The following is a 15126-nucleotide window of genomic DNA, read 5'->3' on the forward strand; positions in this document are numbered from 1 at the left end:
GGTTCAGGGATCAGGGATGGTTCGGGCACTCAGGGGCGGGCGAGGGAGGCCGCGATGGCCGCGCGCAGGTCCTTCTTGCTGACCTTGCCGATCCCGGTGGCGGGGAAGGCCTCGACGAACTCGACCCGGTCCGGCACCTTGTAGTCGGCCAGCCCGCGCCCGCGCACGAAGCGCTTCAACTCGACGCCCTTCGGCGGGACGTGCCGGTGTTCGGCCTTGAGCACCACGTACGCGCAGGTGCGTTCGCCCAGGTAGGGGTCGGGCATCGACACCACCGCCGCGTCGTGCACGGCCGGGTGGGCGAGCAGGTGGTTCTCGATCTCCTCGGCGGCGACCTTCTCCCCGCCGCGGTTGATCTGGTCCTTCGCCCGCCCCTCCACCACCAGGTGGCCGGACGGCAGTCGGCGGACCAGGTCTCCGGTGCGGTAGAAGCCGTCCGCCGTGAAGGACTTGGCGTTGTGCTCGGGTGCGTTCCAGTAGCCGCGGATGGTGTACGGGCCGCGCGTGAGCAGGTGCCCGGTGGTGCCGTCGGGCAGGTCGCGGTCCTGGTCGTCCACCACCCGGACCTCGTCGTCCGGCGAGATCGGACGGCCCTGGGTGGTGGTGACCAACTCCTCGGGGTCGTCGAGCCGGGTGTAGTTGACCAGCCCCTCGGCCATTCCGAACACCTGCTGCAGCGTGCAGCCCAGCACCGGTCGCACCCGACGGGCCGCCTCCGTACTGAACTTGGCGCCGCCGACCAGCAGCACCTCCAGGCTCTCGTGGCCGCGTGCGCCGCGCTCGGCGGCTTCCAGCCAGAGCAGCGCCAGCGGCGGTACCAGGCCGGTGATGGTCACGCCCTCGCGTTCGATCAGCGGGAAGGCCGTCTCCGGACCGGGCTGCGGGCACAGCACCACCCGGCCGCCCGCGTACAGCGTTCCGAGTGAACCGGGCGAGCTGAGCGGGAAGTTGTGGGCGGCGGGCAGCGCGCACAGGTAGACGCTGTCCTCATCGAGCGCGCACAGCTCGACCGAGCCGCGCAGCGAGTAGATGTAGTCGTCGTGGGTGCGCGGGATGAGCTTCGGCACGCCCGTACTGCCGCCGGACAGTTGCAGGAAGGCGACGTCGCCGGGGTTCGGGCTCGCGGCCGGCCCCGGCCCGTCGCAGGGCACGTCCGCCAGCCGTACGTGCTCCCCCGCGTCCTCGCCGGCCACCAGCACCAGCCGCAGCGAGGGGCTCTCCGCCCGGACCCGGGAGGCGAGTTCGCGGTAGTCGAAGCCGCCCTCGACGGCGGGCACGACGTACGCCGCCGCCTCCGTGAAGGAGCAGAAGTACCCGATCTCGGCGTGCCGGTGCGCGGGCAGCGCGAAGACCGGCAGCGCGCCGATCCGGAAGAGCGCGAAGACCACCTCGAAGAACTCGGCGGCGTTGGGAAGTTGGACCACCACCCGGTCCCCGGCCCGGATCCCCCGGGCGAGCAGTCCGGCGGCCATCCGGTCGGCCCGACGGTCGAGTTCGGCGTACGTCCAGCGCCGTTCCTCCCGCGCCGCCGAGTGGCCGCCAGGGTCGACGACGGCGATCCGCTCGCCGTGCGCGGCGGCCCGCTCGCTCAGCATCCGCCCGAAGGTCTCGCCGCGCCAGTAGCCGGCGGCCCGGTAGCGCTCGGCGAACTCGGCGGGGTACGGGGTGAAGCCGTCCAACGGGGCGAGGCCGCCCAACGGGGTGAAGCTGTCCAACGGGGCGAGGCCTTCCAAGGGCGTGGAACCTTCCAGCGATGTCACCGCGCCACCCCCGCCGCGTCCAGGAAGGTGCGGAACTTGGCGCTGGTCTCGGCGAGTTCGGCCTCCGGCCGGGACTGCTCGACCACGCCCGCGCCCGCGTACACCCGCAGTGTCCGCGCGTCCGCCTCCGCGCAGCGGATGGTGACCACCCACTCGCCGTCGCCCGCCGCGTCGCCCCAGCCGACCATGCCGGTGTACAGGCCCCGGTCGAAGGGTTCGACCTCGCCGATCACCCGGCGCGCGAGGTCGGTGGGCGTCCCGCAGACCGCCGGGGTCGGGTGCAGCGCGGTGGCCAGCTCCAGGGCGGAGACGGCCGGATCGGCCAGCTCGCCGCGGATCTCGGTGGCCAGGTGCCACATGGCGGCGGTCCGCACCAGGGTGGGCCGGTGCGGCACGTCCAGGCTGCGGCAGTACGGCGCGAGCGCGGCGCGGATGGCGTCCACCACGACGGCGTGCTCGTGCAGGTCCTTGGGCGAGTCCAGCAGCGCGGCGGCGCGGCGCACGTCCTCACCGAGGTCGCCGCTGCGCGGCACCGAGCCGGCCAGCGGGTTGGCCAGGACGGCCGTTCCCCGCCGGGAGAGCAGGAGTTCGGGGCTGGCGCCGATCAGGGTGCGGCCGCCGCCGGCGGGCACGGCGAAGGTGTAGCCGCCGGGGTCGCGCCGGGCCAGCCGTTGCAGGATGGCGGGCAGGTCGAACGGTTCGGTGGCGCTCAGCTCCAGCGTGCGGGCCAGCACCACCTTGCTCAACTCCCCGCCGCGCAGCCGCTCGACGGCCGCGGCGACGCCCGCGCCGTACGCCTCGGGCTCGGGCACCGGGCGCACCCGCCAGCCGGCCGCCTCGGCCGCCGGGACGGGCGGCGCGGGCAGCGCGATCAGCGGGTCCTCGCCCAGCGCCCCGGCGGTGCGGACCCGTACGGGGACGGCGAGTTCGGCCCGGCTCTCGTGGTCGAAGGCCACCGCCCCGACCACCAGCGGGCGGTCGAGCCCGGCACCGCGCGCCGCGGCCAGCGTCTCGGCCACCCGGACGGGCAGCGGCCGCGCGTCCTGCGGCACCCGGGCGTGCACTCCGGTGGCGAGCAGGGTGCGGGTCGGCGAGGCGAAGAACGCCTCGTCGTCGGCGGCCCGGTACTGGCCGAGCAGCCCGCTGGCCGCACCGATGACGGCGGCGTCGGGCCCGACGGGGGCGTGGTGCACCGTGGTCACGGTGGTTTCTCCAGTCTGGGACGGTCTACGGTCCACGTTCTGAGGTCTGCGAAGGGTGGTTCAGGCGCGCAGCGTCGCGCCGCCGTCGACGTACAGGTCGTGCATGGTGATGTGCCGGGCCCGGTCGGAGGCCAGGAAGAGCACCGCCTCCGCGATGTCGGCGGGCGCGGCGATCCGCCCGATCGGGATGCCGACCCGCCAGGCCTCCAAGTCGCCGTCGATCACCCGCCGTTCGGCCGCCTCGGGGTCCTCGCCCCACAGGGCGCGCTGCATCTCCGTGTCGGTCGATCCGGGCGAGACGACGTTGCAGCGCACCCCGGACCGGGCGAGTTCCAACCCGAGGCACCGGGTGAACATGGCGGCCGCCGCCTTGGACGCCGCGTACGCGGCCATTCCGGCCCGGGGCACCCCGGCGGCGTTGGAACCGACGGTCACCACGGCACCGCGCCCTCGGGCGGCCATCCGCCGCCCGGCCGCGCGGCTGGCGTGGAACACCCCGGAGGTGTTGACCGCGAAGGTCTCCGACCAGTCCTCATCGGAGAGTTCGACGGCGAGTCCGGTCCGCAGGATCCCCGCGACGTTCACCAGAACGCCGATCGGACCGAGTTGGTCCTCCATCAACTCGACGGCGGTGTCGACCGCTTGCGAGTCGGCGACATCCAGGACGTACGGGTGCACGGCGGTCGACTCCTCCGCGAGACCGGCGAGCGAACCGGCGTTCCGGTCCACCGCCGCGACGACCGCCCCCTCGGCGACCAGTGCCCGGACCACGGCCGCGCCGATGCCCTGCCCGGCCCCGGTGACCATCGCGACGACACCGGCGAATTCGGACTGCGGCACAGGACTTCCCCTCCGACCAGCAACATTAGGTAAGGCTAACCTAACACAACTGTTCGCCCTCCACCGAGCACCTGTACGAACGTCAACTGGCCCCGAACGAACGGAGGCCGCCCACCCCCGAATCGGGGACGGGCGGCCTCAGGGACCCGTCCGGCGGATCTTGTCGGATCAGACCGCGGCGTCAGGGCGCGTGCATCACAAGGCGGAGGAGGGGGGCACCTCCCGGCCGAAGGCTGGGGGCCGTTGGCGACCGACGGCGACGCGGCGAGGTGCGTGCCCTGACGCCGCGAGCCCGGCAAGGACCCGCCGGGCAGGCCCCGAGCGCTGCGCCGACGGACCGTGGCGCGCAAACAGGCGGCGGCGCGCAGACAGGCGGCTGCGCGTCAGCGCGCGGCCGCCGGGGGCGGGGTGAGTCCGGCGCAGCCGCGCAGGCCGTCCCGGCGCTTGAGGGCGGCATCGGCGGCGGCGCCGGTGACCGGCTGCGGGATGCCCTTGTCGTCGATGGTGGCCGGGGCGAAGGACTCGCCGGCGACCTTTCCGTCGGCGGTGAGGGTGAGGGTGGTGACGCCGGTCTCGTTGGAGTTGGCGTAGTTGGAGGTGCCGTACCAGAGGAAGTTGCCGAAGCCGTACCCGATGTAGGTGCCGCCGAGCATGCCGGAGCCGACCATGGTGTGGGCGTGTGTGCCGACCACGGCGGTGGCCCCTGCGGCGGCGAGCTTCTTGGCGATGGCGGTCTGCGGGCCGGTCGGGCAGGCCTTGCCCTCCTCGCCCCAGTGCAGGTAGACGAGCACGACCGGGGCCTGCCGCTTGGCCTCCTGCACGGCCGACACCAGTGCGGGGACGTCCAGCGCCGAGGCGATGCCGGGCTTGTTGGCACCTGCCCGCCACTTCTGGTTGGTGATGTCCTCGACCTGGCTGGCGGCGACCACGGCGACCTTCGCCCCGCGCACGGTCGTCACGTACGGGGCGTACGCCTCCTTGGCGTTGTGCCCGACGCCGACCACCGGGATCGGCGAGGAGTCCTTGGCGGCGAGGGTGTCGGTGAGGCCGTCGGCGCCGAAGTCCACGGCGTGGTTGTTGGCCATCGAGACGACGTCGACGCCCGATTCCTTGAGCACGGACAGCGCCTTGGGCGAGGTGCGGAAGGTGTACGTCTTCGGCTCCGGCGCGCCGCGCCCGGTGATCGCGGTCTCCAGGTTGAGGACGGACAGGTCGGCGTCGGCGAGGGTGCGGGAGATCGGGCCGAGCGCCGGTTCGGGGGCCCGGACGGAGAGCCTGGCCTGGGTGCGGCCCTCGAAGTGGACGTCCCCGGCGAAGGCGACGGTGATGGTGCCGTCCGGGCGGGGCGCGGCGCTCTTGGAGGGGGCCGCGCCCGATGCCGCACCCGATGCCGGAGCCGTGCCGGAGGCCGTGGCGGGCGGGGCGGCCGCACCGCCGGAGGGCCCGGCGGCGGAGCCGGGGGCCGGGTCGTCGGGCCCACAGGCGGTGACGGCGGTCAGCCCGACGAACAGCGCGACGGCGGCCGCGGCACGGCGCATGAGTGGTTCCCCCCGGATTCGACGCAAGAGCGGTCAGCCTACGCCACCACTTCGCCACCACTTCATCCCGTACCCACAACATTCCGGACACACATGGGTGGTACGGCGGCCCCACCCGGCACCACTGGCACCACTGGCACCACTGGCACTAATGGCCCACCCGGCACCACTGGCCCATCCGGCCCACTCCCCGCGCCCCACCCGGCCACCGTGTCCCTGGCGCCCCGGCCGGGCGGCGCGCAGCGTGGAGAGGAGGCCGCAGGCTCACGCCGGAGGTGGTGGTACGTGATGACCGGCATGCAACCCGCCCCCGGCCGGGCGCGCCGGATCGTGGTCGGGGTCGACGGATCGGAGCCATCGAAGGCGGCACTGCGCTGGGCGGTCGGCCAGGCGGTCCTCACCGGTGCCACCGTGCACGCGGTGGCGGCCTGGGAGTACCCGTCGCTGTACGGCTGGTTCGCCCCGATGGCGGACGAGGGCTTCGAGCAGGCCGCCCAGCGGACCCTCACCGCCGAGGTCAACGAGGTCGTCGGCCCGCAGCGCCCGGTGACGGTCCGGGAGTCCCTGGTGCTCGGGCACGCCGCGGAGGTGCTGCTGGAGGCGGCCGAGGACGCGGACCTGCTGGTGCTGGGCAGCCGCGGCCGGGGCACCTTCGCCCGGACGCTGCTCGGCTCGGTGTCCACCCGCTGCGCGGTGCACGGGGTCTGCCCGGTGGTGATCGTCCGCGCCGACGGGACGGCCACCACCGGGCCTGCCCCGGAGGCCGCGGCGGAGCGGGCGGGGCAGGGCGAGGGGGCCGTCCGCACCAAGGACTGGCAGCTCAGCCTGCACGTGGTCGAGGACCGGGACACCACCCGGGTGCACGCGGTGCTGGACGCCGACGGCACGGTGCTGCACAGCGACTCCCTCGCCCGCCGCAACCCCCGGGACACCCCGGCCCCGGCGGTCGGCGACGAGTTCGCCGTCGGCCGCGCCCTGGTCGACCTCGGGCACCAGTTGCTGCGCGCCGGCGTCCACAGCGCCACCGGCCCGGCCGAGGAATGAGCGCCGATCGCGGCCGGTAGGGGATGCTGAACCGCGACGCCCCGAGCCGGAGGAGCCGCACCCCGCCCATGGAACCGACGCCCCAGACCCCCTCGCCGCACGTGCCGGACCCGCCGTCCGCGACTCCGGCCCCGGCACCACCAGCGACACCGACCGCGACACCACCCGCGACACCGACACCGACCGCGACGCCGACCGCCCCCGACTTCACCCCCGCCGAACGCGCCCGCGGCCGCGCGCTGCGCCGCGCCCAGCTGCCGTGGGCGCTCGGCGGCCGCCTGGCCGACCTGGCGCTGACCCTGCTGCTCGGCCTCACCCCGGTCGGCGCCGCCCTGGTCACCGCCACCGGCCGCTGGTTCGGCGGTTCCCGGACGGCCGAGGTGCTGGCGGGCGCGGCGGCCCTGGTGGTGCTCGGCCAGGCGTTGCGGCTGCCGTTCGGCGCCGGGGCGCGGTCCGTCCGGGCCCGGTACGGGCTGGTGACCCAGGGCTGGGCCGGCTGGGCGGTGGACGCTGCGCGCTCGCTCGGGCTCACCCTCGTCCTCGTGCTCCCGCTCGGACTGGGCCTGTTCGCGCTGACCGGCTGGTCGCCGCGGCACTGGTGGCTGCCGGCGGCGGGTGCGGCGGCCCTGCTGACGGTCGCCCTCTCCTTCCTCCACCCGCTGCTGATCGAACCGGTGTTCAACCGCTTCACCCCGATGCCGCCGGGCGAGCTGCGCACCGCCCTGATGGCCCTGGCGGAGCGGGACGGCGTGCGCGTGCGGGACGTCCTGGTGGCGGACGCCTCCCGGCGGACCACCGCACTGAACGCGTACGTCTCCGGGCTGGGCGCGACCCGCCGGATCGTCGCGTACGACACCCTGCTGTCGACCGCCGCGCCGCGCGAGGTGGAGCTGGTGGTGGCGCACGAGCTGGGGCACGTCAAGCACCGCGACGTGCCGGTGGGCACCGCGCTGGGTGCGGTCGGCGCGGCCGTCGCGGTGGCGGTCCTCGGGCTGCTGAGCACCTGGCGCCCGCTGCTGGACGTGGCCGGGGCGAGCGACGCGGCCGATCCCCGGGCACTGCCGCTGCTGGCGGCGCTCGCGGCGCTGCTGGGCGCGCTGTCGGGGCCGGCCCAGTGCGCGGTGAGCCGCCGGATCGAGGCCAGGGCGGACCGTCACGCGCTCGAACTGACCGGGGATCCCGAGCAGTTCGTGGCGATGCAGCGCAGACTGGCACTGGCGAACGTCTCGGATGTCGACCCGCCGCGGGTGCTTGAGCTACTGTTCGCCACTCACCCGAGTGCGACCCGCCGGATCGCGGCCGCCCGCGCCTGGCAGGCCGGGCCGGGGCGGAAGGCCGCCGCAGGGCGCGCGATGCCAGGCGAATCCGTTGTATAGTGCAACAAATCTCGAGGAGAACAGGAACGCCGTGCCCGGCCGCCAGTCGTCCATCGACACCATCCAGCGCGAGCTGACCGCCTTCGCCCGCCGTGCCCGGCACAAGGCCTCCCAGCTGCACCCCGACCTCTCCCTGGTCACGTACAGCATCCTCGACCTGATCACCGAGCGCGGCGGCTGCCGGGCCGCCGACGTGGCCGCGCACTTCATGCTCGACAAGTCCACCGTCAGCCGCCAGGTCACCGCCCTGGAGAGGCTCGGCCTGCTGCGCCGCGAGGCCGACCCGGACGACCAGCGCGGCCAGATCCTGCGGGCCACCGAGGCCGGACTGACCCTGCTGCGGGACGCCAACGAGCAGCGGCGCCTGGCCTTCACCGCCCGCTTCACCGACTGGTCCGACGAGGACGTCGCCCGCTTCGCCGCCTACCTGGCCCGCTACGGCACGGAGGGCTGAGGCCGGGCCGCCGCCCACCCGGGGTGCGGCCCGGGGCCGCCCGGGGCCGCCCGGGGTGCGCCACCCCGCCCCCACGGTGTACAGAGGAAACGTGCCCCTCCGGCAGCCTCCCGACGAGCAGCGTCCCACCGAGTCCCGTCGCCGCACGCGCCGCCGACACTGGCGGCTCGACCGCCGCGCGCTGACGGCGCTGCCGCTCGCGCTGATCATCCTGATCACCGTCGTCGACATCCTCTCCCCGCCGCAGATCCACCTCGGCCCGCTGCTGATCGTCGCCCCCGCCCTCACCGCCTCCCTCGCCGGCGCCCGGGCCACCGCCGGGGTCGCGGTGCTCGCGCTGGCCGCGCTCACCGTCATCGGCTTCGTCCGGGACGGGCTGACCAGCGCCAACATCGAGACCCAGCTGGGCGCGCAGGTCGTCGTCTCGACACTGATCATCGGCCTGCGGGCGCTGCGCGACCGGCACGAGCGCGAACTGGCCCGGGTCCGCTCGGTCTCCGAGGCCGCCCAACGGGTACTGCTGCGCCCGCTGCCGGAACGGATCGGGCCGCTGCGCCTGTCCTCCGTCTACCTGGCCGCCGAGGCCGAGGCGCAGGTCGGCGGCGACCTGTACGCGGCGGCCCGCACCGCCACGGGCACCCGGCTGCTGGTCGGCGACGTGCGCGGCAAGGGCCTGTCCTCGCTCGGCGACGCGGCCCTGCTGCTCGGCGCCTTCCGCGCCGCCGCGCACCTGCACACCGACCTGCCGGCACTGGCCGCCTACCTGGACGGCAGCGTCTGTTGGGACCTCGCCCAGCTCGCCGAACAGTCCCGGCAGTCCCAGCAGTCCCGGGATTCGCGGCAGCCCAGGCGGTCCCGGGAGTCCGGCCGCCCCGAGGACGACGGCGCCCCCGACGAGGGTGGCGAGTCCTTCATCACCGCCGTCCTGCTCGACATCCCCGACGACGGCACGCCCGTGCGCCTGATCGACTGCGGCCACCCGCCCCCGCTGCTGCTGCGCCCCGAGGGCATCGTCACCCTCGCTGCCCGCCACCCCGCGCCCCCGCTCGGCCTCGGCGAGCTCGCCCCGGTGGAGTACGAGGTGGAGACCTTCCCGTTCCGGCCCGGCGACCGGCTGCTGATCTACACCGACGGCGTGATCGAGGCCCGGGACGCCCAGCGCCGGTTCTACCCGCTCACCGAGCGGGTCGCCGCCTGGCAGTCCGACCACCCCACCGCCCTGCTGCACCGCCTGCACCACGACCTGCTCGCCCACGTCGGCGGGCGGCTGGACGACGACGCGGCGATGGTGCTGGTCGAGCGGCTGCCGTGAGGGCGGCGTACCGGCCGGGCCGACGGGTTTCAGCCGACAGACGACGGATGACAGATTTCAGATGACAGATTTCGAAATCTGTCACCTGAAATCTGTTAGCCGCCCGCCGCCCCGCCGACTACCCCGAGAAGTCCCAGGCCGCGAAGTCGTAGTCGTCCCACAGCGCGCGCTCGTCGTCCTTCGGCGCGTACCGGACGCTCGGTTCGAGGTCCCAGATCCGGGTGGCCCGGCTGTCCGCGGTGTAGGACGGCCAGCCCGGCTCACCCCGGCGGGCGAAGTCGGACCAGGCCCCCATCATCCGGTCGGACAGCCGGGCGAGGGCCGGCCCCTGCTCGGCGACGGTCTGGGCACCGCGCGGGAAGCTGCTCAGGTCCAGGCCTCCGAAGACGAAGGGCAGCTCCAGCGTGTGCATCGCGCCGAGGTTCTGGGCGGCCGGGAGCCCGGGCACGTAGGGCACGTGCCAGTCGAACTGGTAGACGTAGGTGGGCCGCCAACGGGACTGCGCCTCGGCCAGGCGCAGGGTGGGCACCCGCTCGGTCTGGTCGGTGATCATCGCGTTGACCACCCGCCCCTCGGCCAGCCCGGGGCGGTTCGCCGCGTAGTGGTCGTACATCTCCTGCCTGCGGCCCGCCAGGACCGGCGGCAGGCTGCGGTACGCGCTCAGCGGCAGGTCCAGCACCCTGGGGTTGAACAGCGCCCAGTAGTCGGTCTCGTTCTCCGTGGTGCCGGTCATCACGTCGACGTGCCGGGCGCTGCCGGCCGCGATCCGCTCGACCACCGGCCCGGGCACCAGCGAACCGTCGATGAACGGGCCGAAGAAGACGGCGGCCGCCGGCCCGGAGAGCCCGCCCTGCGCCCGCTCCTGGAGCTCCAGGACCTCCCGGGTGGAGAGCCGGTCGAGGTCCGCGACCGACCGGATGCCGCCGGTGGTGAGGATGTGCTCGGCGGTGCGCCGCGCGGCGGCCGCGGTGTGCACCAGGTAGCCCGGCCCGCTCTCGACGATGGCGCGCCGGAACAACCGCTCGGGGTGGTCGCCGGCCAGCAGGGCGCTGATCGAGATGGCGCCCGCCGACTGCCCGAAGACGGTGACCTCGCCCGGGTTCCCGCCGAAGGCCGCGATGTGCCGGCGGACCCAGGCCAGCGCGGCCGCCTCGTCGCGCAGCCCGTTGTTGCCGGAGCCCGCGTAGGCCGGGTCGAGCGAGCCGAGTTCCGTCCAGCCCAGGATGCCGAGGCGGTAGTCGAGGTTCACCACGACCGCGTCGCCCCGGACGGCCAGCCGTCCGCCGTCGAAGACCTGCCCGGCGGCGGCACCGAGTTCGTCCGCGCCGCCGTGCAGGAACACCATGACGGGCTTGGGGGCACCGCCGGTGCGCGGTGCCCACACGTTGAGGTGCAGGCAGTCCTCGACGCCGTCCCCGCCGACGCTCAGGTCCTCCGGGCAGCCGGGCTTGAGCGCGGTGGCCCCGAGCGTGCCGTGCCAGGGCTCGACCGGCCGGGGCGGTCGGAACCGGTTCGACCCGGTCGGGGGTGCCGCGTACGGCACACCGAGGTAGGCACAGCGGCCGTCCTGCGCCACGCCCTGGACCCGGCCGAGCGAGGTCGTGGCGCGGCAGCCGGGCGCCGTCACCCCGTCGGCCGCCCCCGCCGCCCCTGTCTGTACGGCGGCCCCGGCCGGTACCGCGGGGAGCAACGCCAGCAGCAGTGCCGCCGTGGCCGTCACCGCCCTGACCCACCGTTTCGCCGTGTGCACCCGTGCCACCTTGCGCTCCCTCCGCACGATCAGGCCCCGACGCGGCCGGGGCACGATGTCGCTTCCAGCGTGCCCGGGCGGCTGAGGGAGTGTCACCGCAGCCCGGGTGGACTTTCCGTTCTCCACCCGGGGATGGGGCGGGTGGAGGCAACGGCGGCGGCAGCGGTCAGTCGGCGGCGGCCGGAGGTCCGTCCAGTTCGCCCGCCCAGCGGCGGCTCCAGGCGTCCAGCGGGCCGAGGGCGGCGACCAGGGCCTCGCCGAGCGGTGTGAGGCGGTAGGCCTCGCCCTCGCGGACGAGGACCCGCGCCTCGGTCAGCTCGGCGAGCCGGACGGTCAGCACGCTGGACGACATCCGCTCGCACCGGCGCTGCAACTCCCGGAAGCCGCACGGCGATTGACTGAGCTCCCAGAGCACCCGCAGCACCCATCGGCGCCCGAGCAGGTCGAGCGCGGCCATCACCGGCCGCCCCGAGTCGGAGCCGCGTACGGGTCGGCCCGGCCGCGCCGCACCCGTCTCGGGCCACTCCGCGGAACCGTTCATCCCGCCCATCCCCCTCCTCCTTGCGCTTCTGTTTCCGAAGCATCATAGTGGCGCTTCGGAAACAGAAGCACCCTCGGGACAGGGAGTGTGACATGCCGCGCATCCGGCCGCTCGAACCGCCCTACGCCGCCGACGTCCTCCACACGCTGCGCCGCTGGACGCCACCACGGGCACCGCACCAGCCGCTCTCCCTCTTCCGCGTGCTGCAGCGCAACCGCGACCTCGCCTCCCGGATGTTCGCGCTCGGCGGCGGACTGCTCGGCCACGGGCTGCTGCCGGACGCCGATCGCGAGCTCGTCATCGCCCGCGCGACGGCCCGGGCAGGCTGCACCTACGAGTGGGGCGTGCACGCCGCGACCATGGGCCGGTGGGCCGGACTCACCCCGGAACAGCTGGCGGCCACCGCCACCGAGGCCCCGTACGACCCGGAAGCCCCCGACGCCCCTGACGCCCCGACCAGCCCCAGGTGGGCACCCCACCAGGCCGCACTGCTGCGCGCCGTCGACGAACTGCACGACACCGCGGACCTCTCCGACACCGCCTGGAGCGCCCTGAGCGCGCACTACGAGGACGACCAACTGCTGGAACTCCTCGTCCTGACCGGCTGGTACCGCACCATCGCCGGCCTGGCCAACGCCCTGCGCCTGAACGACGAACCGTGGTCGACGCCGTTCCCCTCGGCCTAGAACTCCACCGCTACCGCACCGACGGCCCGCCGACCGACCGCCGACCGACGGACTCCGGCCGGGGCGCGCGGATCACCTCGCTCGGCGCCGCCGCTCCCATGATGTCGTCCAACAGGGCGCGAGCGGCGGCGAGTTCATTCATCTGCCGGGTGATGCGCTCACGCTCCCGGCCGAGGCCGGCCAGCAGTTCCGGGCAGGTCGGCCCGGGGCGACGACGGCCCGGCCGGGGCAGGCCGGGGAGGATCCCGGCGACGGCGGCGCTGTTCAGTCCGGCCGCGAGGAGGGTGCGGATGCCGTGGACGGTGTCCACGTCCCGCTCGCCGTATTCGCGGTAGCCGCTGGGCCGGCGCTCGGGGGTGAGCAGGCCCTGCTCCTCGTAGTAGCGCAGGGCGCGCGGGGTGGCGCCGGTACGCCGGGCGAGTTCTCCGATCCGCATCGCGGCACCTCCGGTGTTCGGCTTCCGGCTTGACTCTGCCGTCGGCGTGAAGCTCTAGCGTAACCGGCATGCCGAACCGAGGATCTTCCCCAACCACCCTTCCCCGCAGCACCGTTGCCGTGCTCGGCCTGGGCCCGATGGGCCGCGCGCTGACGGCGGCGCTGCTCACCGCCGGGCATCCGGTCACGGTCTGGAACCGCACCCCGGGCCGGGACGCCGAGCCGGTCGCGCTGGGCGCGCGCCCGGCCGCGAGCGCCACCGAGGCCGTGGCGGACGCCCCGCTGGTGCTGCTGTGCGTGCGCGACCACGCGGCCGCACGGGCCGTGCTGGACGCCGCCGGGGCGGCACTGCGCGACCGGACCGTCGTCAACGCCACCTCGATCGCGCCGGACGACGCCCGGGCGGACGCCGCCGAGGCCGATCGGCGGGGCTACCGGCTCCTCGACGCCGCGATCCTCACCCCGACCACGACCATCGGCCGCCCCGAGGGCAGCCTCCTCCTGAGCGGCGATCCGGAGGCCTTCGTCGCCCACGAGCCGACCCTCCGAGCCTTGGGCACCGTGCGCCACCTGGGCGCGGACCCGGGACGGGCGGCGGCCTTCGACGCGGCGGTGCTGGACCTGTTCTGGACCACCGTGCACGGCTACCTGCACGCCCTCGCCCTGGCCCGCGCCGAGGGCATCAGCGGATCCGAACTCGCCCCTTACGCCAAGGGGTTGGCGAGTCTGCTGCCCCCGATCATCGAGGACTACGCACAGCGCGCGGACGAGGGCCGCCACCCGGGCGACCGCAGCAGCGTGGCCTCCGCCCAGGCCGGGCTGGCGCACGTCGCGCACACCGCCCGGGCACGCGGCCTGGACACCTCCGTACTGGACGCCGCGCTCGCGCTCACCCGGCGGGCGGTCGACGCCGGGAGCGGGGCGGACGGGGTGTCCGCCCTGGTGGAGCACCTCGCCCGCTGAAAGCCCGTCGCCCCCGGAGCGCCTCCGCCGCAGGCCGCTACTGCGCGAGGTAGCCACCGTCGACCGGCAGCACGGTCCCGGTGATGAAGGAGGCGTCGTCGGAGGCCAGGAAGAGGACGGCGGCGGCGACCTCGGCCGGGTCGCCGAGGCGGCCCATCGGGTGGAGCTTCTCGATCGCCGCGAGGTACTCGGGCCCGCCGGGCTCGTCCCGCAGCCGGGCGACGCGCTCGGTGGTGATGGTGCCGGGGGCCACGGCGTTGACCCGGATCCCGCGGTCGGCCCACTCGACGGCGAGGTGCTTGGTCAGACCCGAGGCGACGAACTTGGCGGGCCCGTACACCGCCTGACCGCGCTGGCCGGCCTCGCCGGAGATGGAGGACAGGCAGACGATCGAGCCGCCGGGCCGCTCCTGGGCGGTCATCGCGCGGATCGCGTACTTGCAGGTGAGGAACATGCCGCGGCCGTCGACCGCCATCACGTGGTCCCAGTCCTCGGCGGTGGCCTCGGTGATCTCCATCAGCGGGATCACCCCGGCATTGGCCACCAGGACGTCCAGCCGCCCATGCCGCTCGACGGCCGCCTCGACCATCCGCCGGGCGTCCTCGTCCCGGGACACGTCGCCAACCACCGTGCTGACGGCACCCGGCAGCCTCCCGGCCAGCCGCCGCAGCCCCTCGGCGTCCACGTCCGTGGCCACCACCGACGCGCCCTCGCGCACGAAGCGCTCGGCGACCGCCCTCCCGATGCCACTGGCCGCGCCGGTCACCACGCAGGACCGCCCGGCCAACCGACCGTCACCCGACTCACTCTCAGTAGTCATGGGCATGACTCTACTCAGCGCAGAGGGTGGAGATATGAGGTTCCGTCACGATCCTGCGGCCGGCACACCGACGGGCCGACCCGACCCGGCCGAACCCAGCCGGAACGGAAATGCGAAAAGCCCCCATCCGGTTTCCCGGATGAGGGCTCTTCTGAATAATTGTTCGGCGGCGTCCTACTCTCCCACAGGGTCCCCCCTGCAGTACCATCGGCGCTGTGAGGCTTAGCTTCCGGGTTCGGAATGTAACCGGGCGTTTCCCTCACGCTATGACCACCGAAACACTATGAAACTGTCAACCGCACCAACCACGAATGGTTGGGGTCGTTGTTTCAGAACAACACAGTGGACGCGAGCAACTGAGGACAAGCCCTCGGCCTATTAGTACCGGTCAACTCCACCCCTCAC

14 protein-coding genes, 1 rRNA gene and 1 pseudogene are annotated in these 15126 nt (G+C 74.4%); 7 read left to right on the top strand and 9 right to left on the bottom strand.

The features are described from left to right. Nucleotides 1-29 precede the first annotated feature (29 nt). From RZ50_RS26665 to RZ50_RS26680, 4 genes are all read right to left on the bottom strand, one after another. A complete protein-coding gene (locus RZ50_RS26665) occupies nucleotides 30-1679 on the bottom strand; it encodes a (2,3-dihydroxybenzoyl)adenylate synthase (protein WP_305853072.1) in 1650 nt (549 codons plus the stop codon). A gap of 77 nt (nucleotides 1680-1756) precedes the next feature. Further along, nucleotides 1757-2962: an isochorismate synthase DhbC gene (gene dhbC, locus RZ50_RS26670; RefSeq protein ID WP_196949684.1), complete on the bottom strand. Its 1206-nt coding sequence runs from the start codon at nucleotides 2960-2962 to the stop codon at nucleotides 1757-1759. Between the two features lie 60 nt (nucleotides 2963-3022). Continuing rightward, nucleotides 3023-3802 (bottom strand): 2,3-dihydro-2,3-dihydroxybenzoate dehydrogenase, encoded by a 780-nt coding sequence (locus tag RZ50_RS26675; protein ID WP_196949685.1) that lies wholly within the window; start codon nucleotides 3800-3802, stop codon nucleotides 3023-3025. 383 nt (nucleotides 3803-4185) lie between these two features. Further along, nucleotides 4186-5340 carry a CapA family protein gene (locus RZ50_RS26680; protein ID WP_217680859.1) on the bottom strand — a complete coding sequence of 385 codons (1155 nt, stop codon included), beginning with the start codon at nucleotides 5338-5340 and terminating at the stop codon, nucleotides 4186-4188. A 297-nt stretch (nucleotides 5341-5637) separates the two neighbouring features. On the opposite strand from RZ50_RS26680, the pseudogene RZ50_RS30385 reads away from it, so the two are divergent. The 5 genes and pseudogenes from RZ50_RS30385 to RZ50_RS26700 form a co-directional block, all read left to right on the top strand. Continuing rightward, nucleotides 5638-6069: pseudogene (locus tag RZ50_RS30385) on the top strand (universal stress protein); the annotation flags it as partial. Next, nucleotides 6055-6384, top strand: coding sequence for a dsRBD fold-containing protein (locus RZ50_RS30390; RefSeq protein ID WP_374199998.1), 330 nt, complete (start codon nucleotides 6055-6057; stop codon nucleotides 6382-6384). The pseudogene RZ50_RS30385 and the gene RZ50_RS30390, both read left to right, overlap by 15 nt. A gap of 68 nt (nucleotides 6385-6452) precedes the next feature. Further along, nucleotides 6453-7760, top strand: coding sequence for a M48 family metalloprotease (locus RZ50_RS26690; RefSeq protein WP_196949137.1), 1308 nt, complete (start codon nucleotides 6453-6455; stop codon nucleotides 7758-7760). 31 nt (nucleotides 7761-7791) lie between these two features. Beyond that, nucleotides 7792-8214, top strand: coding sequence for a MarR family winged helix-turn-helix transcriptional regulator (locus RZ50_RS26695; RefSeq protein ID WP_196949145.1), 423 nt, complete (start codon nucleotides 7792-7794; stop codon nucleotides 8212-8214). A gap of 91 nt (nucleotides 8215-8305) precedes the next feature. Then, nucleotides 8306-9526, top strand: coding sequence for a PP2C family protein-serine/threonine phosphatase (locus RZ50_RS26700; RefSeq protein ID WP_196949138.1), 1221 nt, complete (start codon nucleotides 8306-8308; stop codon nucleotides 9524-9526). Between the two features lie 118 nt (nucleotides 9527-9644). Here the strand turns inward: RZ50_RS26700 and RZ50_RS26705 are convergent, their stop codons facing one another. Further along, nucleotides 9645-11276, bottom strand: a complete 1632-nt coding sequence (locus tag RZ50_RS26705; protein ID WP_196949139.1) for a carboxylesterase/lipase family protein — start codon at nucleotides 11274-11276, stop codon at nucleotides 9645-9647. A 166-nt stretch (nucleotides 11277-11442) separates the two neighbouring features. Then, the gene (locus RZ50_RS26710; RefSeq protein WP_254803064.1) at nucleotides 11443-11817 is read right to left on the bottom strand and encodes a helix-turn-helix domain-containing protein; all 375 of its coding nucleotides are present in this window, start codon (nucleotides 11815-11817) and stop codon (nucleotides 11443-11445) included. 92 nt (nucleotides 11818-11909) lie between these two features. Between RZ50_RS26710 and RZ50_RS26715 the strand changes: the two genes are divergently transcribed. Beyond that, nucleotides 11910-12503, top strand: a complete 594-nt coding sequence (locus RZ50_RS26715; protein WP_196949140.1) for a carboxymuconolactone decarboxylase family protein — start codon at nucleotides 11910-11912, stop codon at nucleotides 12501-12503. 10 nt (nucleotides 12504-12513) lie between these two features. On the opposite strand, the gene RZ50_RS26720 is transcribed toward RZ50_RS26715, so the two are convergent. Further along, a complete protein-coding gene (locus RZ50_RS26720; RefSeq protein ID WP_196949141.1) occupies nucleotides 12514-12939 on the bottom strand; it encodes a MerR family transcriptional regulator in 426 nt (141 codons plus the stop codon). Nucleotides 12940-13058: 119 nt separating this feature from the next. On the opposite strand from RZ50_RS26720, the gene RZ50_RS26725 reads away from it, so the two are divergent. Then, nucleotides 13059-13901 carry an NAD(P)-binding domain-containing protein gene (locus RZ50_RS26725; RefSeq protein ID WP_308272319.1) on the top strand — a complete coding sequence of 281 codons (843 nt, stop codon included), beginning with the start codon at nucleotides 13059-13061 and terminating at the stop codon, nucleotides 13899-13901. A 37-nt stretch (nucleotides 13902-13938) separates the two neighbouring features. On the opposite strand, the gene RZ50_RS26730 is transcribed toward RZ50_RS26725, so the two are convergent. Together RZ50_RS26730 and rrf are read right to left on the bottom strand one after the other, a co-directional pair. After that, complete coding sequence (locus RZ50_RS26730) at nucleotides 13939-14721, bottom strand: SDR family NAD(P)-dependent oxidoreductase (protein WP_196949143.1); 783 nt, start codon at nucleotides 14719-14721, stop codon at nucleotides 13939-13941. A 161-nt stretch (nucleotides 14722-14882) separates the two neighbouring features. Further along, a 5S ribosomal RNA gene (gene rrf, locus RZ50_RS26735) occupies nucleotides 14883-14999 on the bottom strand. Nucleotides 15000-15126: the final 127 nt, after the last annotated feature.

The organism is Kitasatospora sp. SUK 42 (genome assembly GCF_015776785.2).
Classification (GTDB): Bacteria; Actinomycetota; Actinomycetes; order Streptomycetales; family Streptomycetaceae; genus Kitasatospora.